This is a genomic window from Sphingomonas sp. 179-I 2A4 NHS (genome assembly GCF_045369135.1).
Taxonomy (GTDB): Bacteria; Pseudomonadota; Alphaproteobacteria; order Sphingomonadales; family Sphingomonadaceae; genus Sphingomonas.
Window position 1 is genome coordinate 37439 of record NZ_JBIQFL010000012.1, and the last position, 13913, is coordinate 51351.

Annotated in this window: 18 protein-coding genes; all 18 read left to right on the forward strand. The window is 67.5% G+C overall.

The features are described 5' to 3' along the window. The first annotated feature begins 167 nt into the window (after nt 1-167). The 18 genes from ACH0CP_RS16115 to ACH0CP_RS16200 all read left to right on the forward strand — a co-directional run bounded on the left by ACH0CP_RS16115 (nt 168) and on the right by ACH0CP_RS16200 (nt 13231). Nucleotides 168-836 (forward strand): DUF7007 domain-containing protein, encoded by a 669-nt coding sequence (locus tag ACH0CP_RS16115; RefSeq protein ID WP_010408933.1) that lies wholly within the window; start codon nt 168-170, stop codon nt 834-836. 11 nt (nt 837-847) lie between these two features. Then, entirely contained in the window at nt 848-1402 is a 555-nt protein-coding gene (locus ACH0CP_RS16120; RefSeq protein ID WP_010408935.1) for a hypothetical protein, read from the forward strand. Between the two features lie 16 nt (nt 1403-1418). Next, a complete protein-coding gene (locus ACH0CP_RS16125; RefSeq protein WP_010408937.1) occupies nt 1419-2624 on the forward strand; it encodes a helicase HerA domain-containing protein in 1206 nt (401 codons plus the stop codon). Further along, nucleotides 2621-3895: a hypothetical protein gene (locus ACH0CP_RS16130; RefSeq protein ID WP_051749607.1), complete on the forward strand. Its 1275-nt coding sequence runs from the start codon at nt 2621-2623 to the stop codon at nt 3893-3895. The genes ACH0CP_RS16125 and ACH0CP_RS16130 overlap by 4 nt, the downstream gene beginning before the upstream one ends. Then, the gene (locus ACH0CP_RS16135; RefSeq protein ID WP_024310655.1) at nt 3892-4077 is read left to right on the forward strand and encodes a hypothetical protein; all 186 of its coding nucleotides are present in this window, start codon (nt 3892-3894) and stop codon (nt 4075-4077) included. The genes ACH0CP_RS16130 and ACH0CP_RS16135 overlap by 4 nt, the downstream gene beginning before the upstream one ends. A gap of 93 nt (nt 4078-4170) precedes the next feature. After that, nucleotides 4171-5868: an ATP-binding protein gene (locus ACH0CP_RS16140; protein WP_037447345.1), complete on the forward strand. Its 1698-nt coding sequence runs from the start codon at nt 4171-4173 to the stop codon at nt 5866-5868. A 1-nt stretch (nt 5869) separates the two neighbouring features. After that, nucleotides 5870-6064 carry a hypothetical protein gene (locus ACH0CP_RS16145; protein ID WP_024310657.1) on the forward strand — a complete coding sequence of 65 codons (195 nt, stop codon included), beginning with the start codon at nt 5870-5872 and terminating at the stop codon, nt 6062-6064. Further along, a complete protein-coding gene (locus tag ACH0CP_RS16150; RefSeq protein WP_051749606.1) occupies nt 6061-7026 on the forward strand; it encodes a hypothetical protein in 966 nt (321 codons plus the stop codon). Before ACH0CP_RS16145 ends, ACH0CP_RS16150 begins: the two co-directional genes overlap by 4 nt. Before the next feature lie 43 nt (nt 7027-7069). Then, nucleotides 7070-7429 (forward strand): DUF3768 domain-containing protein, encoded by a 360-nt coding sequence (locus ACH0CP_RS16155; RefSeq protein WP_024310659.1) that lies wholly within the window; start codon nt 7070-7072, stop codon nt 7427-7429. A 50-nt stretch (nt 7430-7479) separates the two neighbouring features. Further along, a complete protein-coding gene (locus ACH0CP_RS16160) occupies nt 7480-8484 on the forward strand; it encodes a hypothetical protein (RefSeq protein ID WP_024310660.1) in 1005 nt (334 codons plus the stop codon). Between the two features lie 11 nt (nt 8485-8495). Next, the gene (locus ACH0CP_RS16165; protein ID WP_037447341.1) at nt 8496-9302 is read left to right on the forward strand and encodes a hypothetical protein; all 807 of its coding nucleotides are present in this window, start codon (nt 8496-8498) and stop codon (nt 9300-9302) included. 77 nt (nt 9303-9379) lie between these two features. Further along, nucleotides 9380-9673 carry a hypothetical protein gene (locus tag ACH0CP_RS16170; RefSeq protein ID WP_024310661.1) on the forward strand — a complete coding sequence of 98 codons (294 nt, stop codon included), beginning with the start codon at nt 9380-9382 and terminating at the stop codon, nt 9671-9673. 16 nt (nt 9674-9689) lie between these two features. Then, nucleotides 9690-10004: a hypothetical protein gene (locus ACH0CP_RS16175; protein ID WP_010409090.1), complete on the forward strand. Its 315-nt coding sequence runs from the start codon at nt 9690-9692 to the stop codon at nt 10002-10004. A 64-nt stretch (nt 10005-10068) separates the two neighbouring features. Then, complete coding sequence (locus ACH0CP_RS16180) at nt 10069-10578, forward strand: hypothetical protein (RefSeq protein WP_010409093.1); 510 nt, start codon at nt 10069-10071, stop codon at nt 10576-10578. 44 nt (nt 10579-10622) lie between these two features. Next, nucleotides 10623-11339 carry a hypothetical protein gene (locus tag ACH0CP_RS16185; protein WP_037447337.1) on the forward strand — a complete coding sequence of 239 codons (717 nt, stop codon included), beginning with the start codon at nt 10623-10625 and terminating at the stop codon, nt 11337-11339. 6 nt (nt 11340-11345) lie between these two features. Next, complete coding sequence (locus ACH0CP_RS16190) at nt 11346-12467, forward strand: phosphoadenosine phosphosulfate reductase family protein (protein WP_037447334.1); 1122 nt, start codon at nt 11346-11348, stop codon at nt 12465-12467. Between the two features lie 24 nt (nt 12468-12491). Further along, entirely contained in the window at nt 12492-13040 is a 549-nt protein-coding gene (locus ACH0CP_RS16195) for a hypothetical protein (RefSeq protein WP_037447332.1), read from the forward strand. Further along, complete coding sequence (locus ACH0CP_RS16200) at nt 13037-13231, forward strand: hypothetical protein (protein WP_024310583.1); 195 nt, start codon at nt 13037-13039, stop codon at nt 13229-13231. Before ACH0CP_RS16195 ends, ACH0CP_RS16200 begins: the two co-directional genes overlap by 4 nt. Nucleotides 13232-13913 lie beyond the last annotated feature (682 nt).

Below are 13913 nucleotides of genomic sequence, written 5' to 3' on the forward strand. Positions count from 1 at the left end.
GATCTCCTGTCGTGAATTGTCGGGATAGATAACAATTTGCGCGTGCCGCGTTCCGCGCTGCCCCCCACGGCTGCACCATGATCGGTCCTGCCCGCCGCCGGCAATCCGGGCGACCGGATGAAGGAGAGAGGGAGGGGATCTGTCGATTCCATTGAGGGAGACGACAGATGACCCCGTTCCAGCCCAGCCCCCAGCCCGACACGACCCCCTGGGACGCGCCCGATCGCGCCGACCAGGTGCTCCCCGGTATCTGGCGCGTGTGGACGCCCAGTCATGGCGGCTATGTCCTGTCGGACGAACGCCAGGCCGCGATGCCCGACGCGCTGCGCCGCGACGATCCCTTCTATGAGGAAGACGTCGATTATGCGCTGGTGCTGTACGGCTTTGGCAGCGAGTTTCGCCGCCTGCCCATTCCCGGCATCGCCCTGCAGGTCGAGAATGCGCGCCGCTCGGTCCGCTGCTGGCATCCCGATCGCTGGACCGCGCTGACCGGCGAGGAGGTGTCGATCCACGACAGCCATGTCGTTCGCCGCCGCGCCGCCTATCAGGCGGTCATCGGCCAGTATGAAAGCGTCTCGGCCTCAGGTTCCTGGGCGGACTGGGTGCCCGAGGGCAAGGTCGGCTGCGTCTTCCGCCGTGTCGTCAGCGTCGATGCGCTCGGCTTCGCGCGCCACGAAGGCGAGCCGATCCACGGTCTCGTCGACAAGGATCGCTACGAACGCCGCCAGATGCCGGAGACGTTCCAGAGTCTCGGCGCGGTCCGCGTCGAGAGCACCGCTCCGATCTCCAAGCAGGTCGACGCGAGCGCGCTCGCGCATCTCCTCCCAACCAGCTGAAAGGACACGCCATGAGTGTCTATCTCTATCTGTTCCACGGCCGCGCCACGCCCGACGAGGACGTCGAAAGCTGGGGCTGCGAAGGCCCCGCGATCGGCCCGCTCGACTATGTCCATACCACCTACGGCAGCGAGGTGAAGATCCGCGGCGCGGAGGCGATCCTGGAAAAGTTCTTCCCGGATACGGAAATTCATTTCCACGACGGCTACGGCGAACACGCCATTCAGCTCGCCGGCGACTGCTTGCCCTACGACGGCAAATTCTACGGTGACTGGTCGATCTGCACCGGGGATCGCTTGTGCTCGCCTGCCGCCTCCCGGGTCAAGCCGGTGTGCGACGACTGCGGCAGCGACAACGTCACCAAGGACGCCGTCGCGGCCTGGGATGAGCCCGAACAGGCCTGGGTGCTGCTCAGCACCTACGATTCCACCACCTGCCAGGACTGCGAGCGCGAAAGCGACGACATGCTCGAATGGCGGACGCTCGATGGTGCGCCCGCTCCCGATCCCGACGCTCCCGCCATCCCAGCCAACGATCCGGCGCCCCCTGATGCCGACGCCGCCTGACCCGGAGGACCACGCCATGACCTGTGTCACCCCGATTCGCGCGCCCGAGGCCGCGGACAATCGCGTACCGCTCGGCCATCATTCGACCGGCACGCTCAGCCTCGACCTCGATCGCCTGCTTGCCGGACGCCTGCTCATCCAGGGCAGCTCCGGGGCGGGCAAGAGCAGGACCTTGCGCCGGATCATCGAGGAGGCGTTCGACTATACGACGCTTGCGATCGTCGACCCCGAGGGGGAATTCGAGAACCTCGCCCGCCATATCGGCGCGACCACGATCCGCGCGGTCGAACTCACCGCCGACGGGCTGACGGCCGCGGCGACGCGCAGCCGGCGACATCGGCTGTCGATGCACATCGACCTCACCGACCTCGATCCCGACCAGCGGATCATCAAGGCAGCCGCGTTCTTTGCCGGCCTGGTCGGCGCACCGCGCGAGGACTGGGCGCATACCATGCTGGTGTGCATCGACGAGGGCCATCTGCTCGCACCGCATGTCGCCGGTTCCGCGCTCGATGCCGATGCCCGCCGGCTCGGCGTCGCCACCCTGACCGACCTGTGCGCGCGCGGCCGCAAGCGCGGTCTCGCCCCCGTCATCGCCACCCAGCGCCTCGCGAAGCTCTCCACCTCGGTCGTGTCCGAGCTGCAGAACGTGCTGGTCGGGCTCAACGTCTTCGACCGCGACATCGCGCGCGCGGCCGACCTGCTCGGCTTTCCCGCGCGTGACGCCGACCTGCTGCGCAACCTCGCCCCCGGCGATTTCTTCGCGATGGGTCCGGCGCTGTCGGCAACCCCGGTGCTGGCGCATATCGATCCCACCATCACCGAACATCTCGGCAAGACCCCGGAACTGCGTGCCGCCGCGTCCGTCGATGCCGACGAGGCGGCGAAGCTGCTCGATCTCGCGGGCCTGGCCGAGGTCGCGGACCACGGCCCCGCCATCGCCCTCAAGGGCACGCGCGCGCTCGACGCGTTCCTGCTCGATCCCGCTGCGACCGACGCGGCCGCGATCATGGACGCGCTGAAGCGCATCTCCCCCAACGCCAGCACCGCGCGCGACCTCGCACGGCACCTGTCGCTCGACGCCGAGCGCACCGACCGCGCGCTCAACCTCCTGTCGGCGATCGCCGCGGTCGACACCATGCCCAAGGGCGACGACCGCATCGCCCGCCTGCATGCACGGCTGCGCGCGCGGCTGAGCGACGTCGCCGTGGTGTCGCTGTGACCGACCTCGCGCCCGATATCGTCGAGCTGGTCGCGTGTCCGAAGCTGCCCGAGCCGTGCGGGCGCCTGCGCGAGATGCCGTTCCGGCACGATGCCTGGACTCCCGACGAGATCGCCACAGTCGAACGCATGTTCCGCGATGACGCCGCGATCGACGACATCGTCGCCGCGATCGGCCGCGGCCGTGCCGGCGTGCGCGACAAGATCGCCAAACTGGGCCTGCGCCGCAATTCGTCGCGTCCATGGTCGCCCGACGAAGACGCATGGCTCACGCGCGAATATGGCCTTCGCCCCACGGCCGATCTCGCTGGAGATCTCGGCCGCGCCTGCACCAGCGTCTATGCCCGCGCGGGCGTGCTCGGGCTGACCGAAGGAAATCCTCCAAGATGGACCGAATGGGAGGATGCCCAGCTGCGCGCCGGCTACTCGCGAGCGATCCCGATCGCACAGATCGCCACGCTGATCGGTCGCCCGCTGTCGGGCACGGCGACCCGCGCCAACACACTCGGCCTGCGCCACCCGAACAAGCCGGCTGACTGGACCGAGGCCGAGGCGACGCGGGCGCTGACGCTCGCCAGCGAGGGGCTTCGCTATCTCGCGATCATCGACATACTCGCCACAGAGGGCTTTCCCCGTCGAACCAAGGCTGGCTTCGGGCCGCACCTGCGCAAGCTCGGCTATGGCCGGGGCTGGGGACGCAACTGGACGCCCGACGAGGACACGTTGCTCACCCGCGCCTATGCCAACGGGGCAAGCCTGACCCCGCTCACGACCCGGCTAGGTCGCACGACGTGCTCGATCCGCTGGCGCGCTGACTATCTCGGGCTGCGCGGCACCCATGCTAACCGTGACGGGTTCCGGGGCGGCCCGGTGTGGAGCGACAACGATCTGGCCATGCTGCGCGACCTTTACGGCACGATGCCGATGGACGCCCTGGCGACGAAAATGGGCCGCACCAAGGCCTCGCTGTTCACGCGCGCGAACATCCTGGGCCTGATCCACGGCTATCACCGGAAATGGACCGACGAGGAAATCCGGGCGCTACGCATCGCGCATGACTTCGGCGTCGCGCTGCCTGATTTTGCGGCAGCGATCGACCGCAAATATCCAGCGGTCCACAAATATGCCGAAAAGCACGGGCTTCGCTTCTCGCGTCGCCCGCGCCGCGCAACCCCCTGGACGCTCGCCGAAATTATCGCGCTCGATCCTTCGGGAACGGGCGTCACCGACCATGTTGCCATCCCCGGCACAATCGATGAGGAAAAGCCATGACGCCGCTTCGCCTCGCCCGCGATATCGCAACCGGCGCGCCGATCGACCGCGACACCCGGCGTGCCCGCCTCCTCGCGGCGCGGCGCTATGCGATCAACTCGGTCCCGCGTCGCGGTATCCTCAGCGGTCACTGGGACGCGGGCACCGTGGTCGGCGCGTTCCGCGACGGCAAGGCAGGCTGACCAGGGCTCGGCCCGATGCGCCGATGAAGGAGAGAGGGAGCGGGGAGGGAAGGCGTGACGGACGCCTGAGCCCTTTTCCAGGAGCGCACTCCCATGATTCCCGCCACCATCGCGACCGCGGTCGCCCCCGAGACGATCGCCAAGGTCACGCGCCTGTTCAACAATACCGCGTTCGACGTCATCTGCGAACTCCTCCAGAACGCGCGCCGCGCCGGTGCGACCGGCGTCGCGCTCGCGCTGAACGGCGCCGGCGCCGAGCACTTCCTGCACATCACCGATGACGGCCACGGCATCGCCGATCCGGTGAGCATCGTCACGCTCGGCCGCTCGGGCTGGTCCGACGAGACGCGCCGCGCCGAAGATCCCGCCGGCATGGGCGTGTTCAGCCTCGCAGGCCGCGACGTCATCATCCGCTCCTTCTCGAAACCCGACCGCCAGGGCTGGATGGCGCATATCCCGGCCTCGGCGTGGGAGACGAGCCGCCCGATCGCGATCGAACCCGATCCGATCATGCGCGGCACCGCGATCACCGTGCGCGTGCCCGACGAGTGGCTGAAGACGCTCGAGCGCGACGTGGCCCGCGCCGCCAAACATTATCCGGTTCCCGTGACCTGGAACGGCGCGGTCCTTCCGCAGGAGGACTGGCTGAAGGACGCGGTCCATGTCGAGGAATGGTACGGCGTGCGCATCGGCGTGTTCCAGAAACACCCCTCGCATTATTCCTCGCGCGACGGACGCCTCAACTTCCACGGGCTGACCATCCCGTGCGACCTGCCGTATGTTCAGGAAGTCGACCGGGGCGGCCACTGGATCGCGCGGGTCGACATCTTCGACGCGCCGCAAATCCAGCTCGTCCTCCCGGCGCGCAAGGAAGTGGTCGAGAACACCGGCATCGCCGCCCTGCGCGATGCGGTCCGGCTCGCGATCTACCGCGCGATCGAGGCCGCGGGGACGCACCGGCTGTCGGCGCATGACTGGCGCGAGGCGCGCTCGCTCGGTATCGCACTACCCGAAGCCGAGCCCTATCTGTTCGCATGGACCGCCTATGCGGCCGACAGCTCGCGCAACTACGAGAGCGGCGCACGCGTGACCGACACCGGCATGGTGCTGATGCCCGACTTCGATGCGCTGATCGGCCAACCCGCGCAGGCGGCGATCGCGAAGCATAATCCGTTCGGTGGTCCGCTGGTCGAGGCCCAGGACGCGTTCAAGGGCTATGGCTGGTACGATATCCTCGCCCGTGTCGAGGATATGCGGTTCCGCGTCACCCAGGGCGACCGCACCTTCATCGTCTCCGACAGCCGCGAAGCGCCCGCCGAGGCGGAAAACGGTTGGGTCGAGGCTATCACGCTCGAGGCGACGATGAGCCACGCCGGCGCATTCATCGAGGTATCGACCGACGCGGATGTCGCCTTCGCACCCGACCAATGGTCGTGCAACTCGGTCGACGAGACGTCCGTCTTCGTCCGCCGGGGCAGCGAAATCACCGCGCTCGGCGTCGCCGACATCCTCGAAAGCGCGATCTTCTATGCCAGCGACGACAGCGATGCCGACAGCTACGATACGCAGCTCGAGCGCTTCCAGGCCGATGCCGCCGAACGAATCATCGGCCTGCTCGAAGGCGACGATGCCGCGCTTGAGAACCGCATTCGCGACAAGCTGGCGGGGCATTATTTCCTCGTCCCCGAGGACCGGACGGTCACCGTCGTCATCGATCGCGACAGGCTCGACGTGACGATAACGGCCCGCGCGGTGCCTGCCGCGCCCGAGGCCGCAGCGGAGGGCGCGTGACATGGCACGCTACAACCACGCCTATACGATCGCCTTCAGCCTCGTCTCGAACGACGACAAGGGCCACGACGTCGACGCGCGCCAGCTGAAGGAGGCGCTGCTCGCACGGATCGAGAACCTCGACGAGGAAGGTAGCTGGGTCGAGTCTGCCGGTGCGCCCTACGACACCTATCTCGAACCGGAGGATGCACCATGACCGGCGCGGCAGTTCCGGTCGCGCCCCTGCCGCCGCCACCACCAGTGGTGCTGGCCTACGGCATCGGCGTCGACAGCACCGCGCTGCTGATCGAAAAGCACGCGCGCGGCGAAGCGCCCGACCTGGTGCTCACCGCCGATACCTCGGTCGAGAAACCGGCCACTTACGAATATCTCGACGTGATCCGGCCCTGGATGCGCGATCGCGGCATCCGGTTCGAGCTGGTCAGCTATGTCCCGAGGCGATTCAAGCACTGGCCGCCCTATTACGGCATCCTCGAGATGTGCCTGACCAACGCCACGCTGCCGAGCAAGTCGCTCGGCGGGTCGAGTTGCAGCCTCAAATACAAGAAGGCGCCGCAGGACAAATTCCTGTCGACCTGGCAACCAGCGGTCGACGCATGGGCGCGCGGGCAGCGCGTCGTCCGCCTGATCGGCTATGACGCCGGTCCGCGCGACACCGCGCGCGCCAACCATGCGCTGTCGATCGACGATCCGCTGTACGACTGCCAATATCCCTTGCGCGAATGGCGATGGGACCGGCCCGACTGCGTCGCCCGCATCCAGGCCGAGGGTCTGCCGGTGCCCCCCAAATCGGCGTGCTGGCTGTGCATCGCCAATCATCCGGACGAAATCCGCGGCCTCCCGCAATGGTGCCTGCGGCTCATCGTGCTGGTCGAGGCACGCGCAGCCCCGCGGCTGCACACGGTCGAGGGCCTGTGGCGCAGATCGACCCGCGCGCGCCCCGGATCGATGACCGCCTTCATCCGCGACGAACACCTCCTGCCGGCCGACGAGATCGACCGCATCATCCGCGATGCGCCACTCGACCTCATACGGTTCCAGGACGTCGCGGCGGTCATCCCGCTCGGCGAGCGCCCGACGATGGGCGACTGGCTCGACCGCTTCCATGCGGCCTTTCCCGAACGAGGCCGGGGACAAAGCGACGCGCTCGCCGCCTGAAGTCCCCGCCACCATCGCTATCGACCCAACGGAGGATCGTCACATGATTTTGACCGCCACCGAAACGCGCCTCGAAGCCGTGGCCAGGCTCAACGACCGTTGCCGCCAGGGGTTCGACCGCACCGCGAAGATCGTTATGACCCGCGCGTGCCTCGGCGCGCTGTCGAACGGCTCGCTCGCCTCGGAAGCCGTCGCCCAGGCGCATGTCCTGCAGGCGCTGCGCCGCTACACTTTCCCCGCCGACTGTCCCGAGCGCGATCGCGGCCAGTTCGAGCTGTCAGGCGAGACGATACACTTCCGTATCGATTATTATGACGTGGCGCTGGAATGGGGATCGGAAGACCCCGCCGACGCCAGCATCACGCGCCGTGTTCTCACGCTCATGCTGCGCGAGGATCTGTGATGCGTATTGTCGGAATGGCCGACAGCTATCAGCTAGCTGGCCGCTAGACGATGACGATCGAGATCATCCTCGGCCTGCCGCATCTCGCAAACGGGCCTATCCTTCAGCGCGCGGTCGCGCTGCAAGCACCGGTGCTGATCTCGGCCAATTGTCTGTCGCGCTGGCGCAAGGCCGATGGCTGGCGCGAGTGGTCGGGATGGCGCACCGGAACGCTCGCCAACGCGCGACCGCTCGCCAGCGTCGACCTCGATTCCGCCGGTTACACCATGATGGTCCGCTATGGCGGGCTTCCCTGGAGCATCGCCGATTACATGGCGCTCGCCGCGTCATGGCCGTTCCGACGCATCTCGTCGGTCGATTACTGCTGCGAAGAGGGCGTTGCCCACGACCGCGAGGAAGTGCTCGACCGCATCGCGCGCACCACCGCCACCAACCGAGAATGCTTTGCCCGCGCCGACGACTTGGCCATCCGCGACCGGCTGATGCCCGTGCTGCAGGGCCGCGTGCCCGACGACTACGTCCGTTCACTCGACGCGATCGGCGGTCTGATCCTGCCCGGCACCGTCGTCGGCATCGGCAGCATGTGCCGGCGACCGATCCACGGTCCCGAAGGGCTGATCGCCGTCGTCGAGCGGCTGACCCGCATCCTGCCGATCGGCGTCAAGGCGCACCTCTTCGGGGTGAAAGGCGATGCCCTGCCGTACCTCACGCCGTTCGCACGCTGGATCGCCTCGATAGACAGCCAGGGATGGGGCGTAGGCGTGCGACAGCACGCGCTCAGGCATCGCATCGCCAAGACCGACGCGCTCGGCGCCGACTTCATGGAACGCTGGTATCGCACGCAATGCGCGCGAACGCTCGAAACACCGCGACACCTGCCCGAGGCCGCGGCGTCTACTCCACCGCCACCAACCGCCGACCCCTGGGAACGCGCGATCGCGCAGGCTCGCGCCGAGATCCGCGCCCTGATCGAGAGCGGCGACCTCGATCACGATGAGATCACCACCGGATGGATCGAGACCTGGGCGGCCGAGATCTACGCCGACGCGGCCTGACGGAGGTAACCATGCTCACCGACCGCTCCCAGCGCTGGCGCGACCGGCGCAGCTTGTTCGTTGCCGGCGACAGCGTGATCGACCCGCGCCGCTACGCCGTCGATGTCGTCGCCCATGATACTGCCCGCGCATTCCTCGCCGACCATCATTACCTCCCGCGCTATCCCGCCGCCCAGCTCGCCTGCGGGCTGTTCGGTCCGGGCGACCCGGGCAGATCCGCGTTGGTCGGTCTCATCGTGTTCGGCGTGCCGGCGACCGGCGCGGTCATCACCCGGCACACCGGCTATGCCGATCCCGCTCGGGGCTGCGTACTGCAACGGCTCATCTGCCTGCCCTCGGTCGCCGCGAACGGCGAAAGCTTCTTCACGTCGCGCGCCTTCCGCCTCCTGCGCCTCGCCAAGCCCCGGATCGACGCTGTCGTCAGCTTCTCCGATCCCGCCTTCGGCCATTGCGGCGTCGTCTATGCCGCGCTGTCGGGCGCCTATCGCGGCCGCACGAGGCCGCGGACGGTGCTGCGCATCGCCGGCGAGATGATCTCGGAGAGAACGCTGTCGAAGATCCGCAACCTCGAATCCGGCCATGCCGGGGCGATCGACCAGCTGGTGCGGCTCGGTGCGCCGAGGCCGGAGGCGCACGAACACCCCGCCGACTGGCTCGCGCGGCTCCGTGCCGACAATCTGCTCCGCCCGCACCGGCAAAGCCCGCTGTTCACCTATTGCTTCGAGCTGACGCGCGACGCCCGGCGCACCGCGCGCGATCTGCCCCGGCTTGCCTATCCGCGCCGGAGCGACGCGATCCGCGAAATCCTCGCGGCATGATCCCCGCGCCAGCGGCGCGAGGGAAGGGGAGCGGGAGCGGGCGGCATGTCACCGACATGCCGGAAGGAGCACCGCCCGTGGATATCCATCTCGCCATCGCCAGCGTCCAGGCCGACGCTGCCCGCATCGCGCGCTACACCGATCGACGCGACCGTTTCCTCGATGCGCTGGACTGGTCCGCGCTCGACGAACAGACCGCGCGCGAGGCCGCGATGCTCGACGATCTGCTCGCCGGCGATCTCGCCGACGCCGCGCTCTACATCCTCTGGCTGGAAGAACGCCTCGCCAGCGGCGAAACCGATGTTCCAGGCGTTCTTCGCTTCTACCCGCACCCGCGCCCCTGGCACGCCGAGTGGATCTCGCTGCACTGACCCTGAAAGGATCGCCATGAGCCGCCACCAGTTTCCCGGTATCGAACCCGGCACCAGCGTCAGCATCGGGTGGGACCGCCCGCTTGGCACCTTCTTCGTCCAGGTGCTGCGCCCGCACCCGCATCTCACGGGTGAGGACGAAACCGTCGCATGGCATGGCGCGCACCCCGGCGAGCTGACCACAGCGGCCGCCGCGGTCACCATCGCCTCACGCTGGGCCGATCTTCCCGCCGATCTCGCGATCACGCTCGAGACCGACCGGCTGATGACCCTCGGCCAGTCCGATGGCGAGGCGCAGATCGCCATCAAGCGCCGCTTCTTCGGCGACTGAGTACCCGACAAGAAAGGGGAGGGGGATGGGGCGCGTCGATCAATGACGATCGACGGAGAGCCCCATGCCTTATTTCATCGATCTCGGTGCCGGTCCCGCCGAGGAGGATTGCGCGCAACTCGGCCAGTCGCCCAACTTCGACAGCCTCAACCGCCTCGAAATCGCGGTCTACAAGTCCGCGCTGATCGCACGCTACGGCCCGCCGCCCCCGGGATGCCGCCTCGCCGGCCTGTCCAACCGACACGATTTCGGTCGCTATGTCGAACTCGTCCTCCATATCGAGAACGAGCTCGACGAGGCCGTCGCCGACTATGCGACACGCGTCGAGGAGGGACTCGCCACCTGGCGCGAGGCGGGCTTCACCGCGCCGGTCGAGTATAACGGCGAGACGCCCACCATCGTCCATGCCGATCCGGCCGATGCCGTCATCAGCGCGCTGCTGATTACCCGGCCCGGGCCGAACGGTCTTTTCCCGATCCCGGATTTCGCGGTCCTGCACGGCAATCTCACGCAGGCTTACCCCGCCGAGGCCGCGGCCGCCAACGCGCGTCTCGCCGAGGCCGCGGACGCCTGAGCGCGACCGCACAGAGCGATTTCCCATCATTTCGGAGCATTCCCATGGCGAACACCTACACCAAGGCCGCGTTCACGCTGACCATGAGCCACGCCGACGCGGCGTTGCTGACCATTGCCGAACAGGCAGTCGATATCCTCGACACCAACGGCGACGATGCCGACCTCGCCCACGAATATGACGCGCTCGATCCCGCGTTCCACGCCGTGTTCCCGGCGAAGGGGCCGATGAAGTTCGAAAGCTTCCTCGAGATATTCGACGATTGGCATTTCCCTTATCTCGACTGCGCGATCGACATCGACTGGAAAGGCGAAGACGGGAACGCGCGCGTATTCTTCAGCGGCGATCAATTCGGCGTCGAACAGGTCGCCCAGCTCATCTTCCGCGCTTGCAAGTCCGCGCTCCCCTGCGGGTTCGCATGGATCTCCGACTGCGACCGGCTGCGCCCCGGCGAGTTCGGAGGCGGCTGCGTCATCATTACCGACGCGGGGCTGACGTTCCACAGCACCCAGGACATCCTCGATCGCGCCGCGCGCAGCGCCGCAGCCGATCCCGACACCCATGGTCACGAGGGTCGCTTCGGTTTCGTGCTCGCCTCGCGCGACCAGAACGGCCACGCCGTCTTCTGGAACAACGACGACGGCTTCGGGGCACTCGCCAGCGCGACCGTGTTCTCGAAAGCCGAGGCCCGCGCACACGATCCGGTCATCGCCAACGACGAACCCGAGTGGCTGGCGCTGCCAGCGCCGCTCGCGGCCTGAACGGCCATGTTCATCGACATCGGACGCGGCCTGGTCGCCGGCCTTCCGGCCCTCGCCCTGCCGCCCGCCATCCTCGACGCGGTCGAACGCGGCGCATGGATCGTCTTCAACCTCTCGGGCGGCAAGGACAGCTCGGCCGCGATGTTCGCGGTCAACCTGATCCTCGATGCGCTCGGCCATCCGCGCGAGCGGCGTATCGCCATTCACGCCGACCTCGGCCGTGCCGAATGGGACGAAACGCCCGCGACGGTCGAGGATCTCGCGGCCCACGCCGGCGTCCCGCTGACGATCGTCCGGCGCAACGCCGGCGACCTGTTCGACCGCTGGGCCACGCGCTTTGCCAACGGCAAGGCGCGCTACGAGGCACTCGAAACCTATAATCTGATCGGTCCCTGGTCATCCTCGGCGCTGCGCTTCTGCACCTCAGAGATGAAGGCCCATGTCATCGGGCCGCACCTCGCCAGACTGCTGCGCGGCCAGACTATCATCAACGTGCTGGGACTGCGCCGCGACGAGAGCATCGCTCGGTCACGCACACCCGAATGGAAAGCAGACGCGCGCTACGCCGCTGCCGGCAATCCCCACGGCACCGCGATGATGCTGTGGAACCCGATCGCGCACTGGACGACACCACAGGTCTTCGCCGCGCACGATACGCTCGGCATCCCGCTGCACGTCGCCTACACCTGTTACCAGTCGTCGCGACTGTCGTGCCGCTTCTGCGTCCTCCAGTCGCTCGGCGACGCCCAGGCATCGGCTTCGGCACCGGCAAATCGTCCCGCGCTGCTTCACCTGGTCGACCTCGAGGCGACCTCGACCTTCTCGTTCCAGCCCGCGCGCTGGCTCGCCGACGTCGCACCGCGCCACATACCAGGTAATTTGAGGAACCGGATTACCGTTGCCAAGGCCGATGCGGCCGAACGGCGACGGCTCGAAAGCGCGATGCCGCCCGACCTTCGCTACGTCAGAGGCTGGCCACCGCGCGTCCCCACCATCGAGGAGGCCGGTGTCGTCGCCGCTTCGCGCGCGCCGATCCTCGCTCGGCACGGTCTCGCCAACCTCTATCCCGATGCCTGCGCGGTCCGTGACCGCTTCGCCGACCTCATCACGGTCAAACGCGCCGCCTGATCCCCATCATCAAGGAGTCCCGACATGGCCGATATCACCGATCTCCCCGTCATGACGCGCGACGACGCGATCGCCGCGGGCTTCGCCGGTTACAACGACGTGCCGCACAAGCCCATCGACGTGCCTGACGGCGCGTTCACGATCACGGCGAAGACCAGCGAGGGTCGCCGCGTGACCTTCTGCTTTCTCGAAAAGACTTATGGTGGCCCGCCGCGTTTCATCGACATCCAGTTCCACGATCGCGGCACCACGATCCCCAACGCCGATAACGGGGTATCACCCACCTTCAACGCGTTCGCGATCACGCGTGGCGGCAGGTTCGTCGCCGACAGTCGCCCGCTCGACGAGGACATCAAGCCCTCGATCCTCGTGCTCATGCTCGACAAGGCTGGGGAAGAACCCGCGCGATCCGCGACCAAACCGGCGCCGATGTCGGACACCGACCTCGCGGCTCTGCTGACCCGCGCGGCCGAAGTCGTGGCTGCGCCCGACAGCCGGATCGCCTCGGATCGCAACGCCCTTGCCGGCCAACTCACGGCCGAGGCCGCGGTCAGGCGGGCGCGGCCGTCATGACCGCGCCCTCGCGCAGCGACGGCATGCACGTCGCCCATACCGCAACGGGGTGGGTCGTGTTCGACAACAGCCTTTCGCACCCCTCGCGCCTCTCGGGCGCCTATCCGTCGCGCGCCGCGGCGACCGCCCGCAAGCGGGCGCTCGCGCGTGCGCTGCGCCACCAGCGTCCCGACGACGCACCGGACGTCTGAGGAAGGGGAAGGCGGACCGGCTGTTGTGAACCGGGAGGATCATCCGACCCGGTGACAACCGGAGTTAACCCAATGCGCAGCATCCTCGCCTTCTACGAAATCGACCGTGAGTGGGGTGGCCCCGAGGAGGGGGGCTGGTGTGCGCCGTTGTGGCGCGAGAAAGGAGTGCGTCTGATGACGTGATGCTTGTTGGCAATGGCATCTGCCCACCGAGCTTACCGGTGCCCTCGGGCTGAAACTTCGAAAGGAGAACGGGACCATAGCATGCTCGGAAAAGGCCCAAAGTGAATAGTCGCATTGAAGCAACGGGTCAGGGCAAGACGGTTATGGTGAACGCTACACTGCGTGAAGCCCAATCTCTCGCGGCCTAAACCCTTGGCGGCGAGGAAAGCGACTGAAACCCCGCACCGACGCGTCGGGTCCACTCTACCAGCTCGGACCCGAGAAGCGGCCAAGTCCGTACCATCGACTTGACCGGCCAACCTTGTCGGCGTGACCTCCTTCGGAGGACTAGAGATGAAAAGGCCACCTAAGACCGTTAGCTTATCTCCTTTCACGCGTAACTACGGGACCGCCTGTAGCTGGTCGAGTTATCGACCTGTATGGCGGCGGAGCCGCAATATTACCCGAACACCCGGCGTAATTGCCGGGACAGCCCTTGCCTCGGTGAGGGACGGTCGGC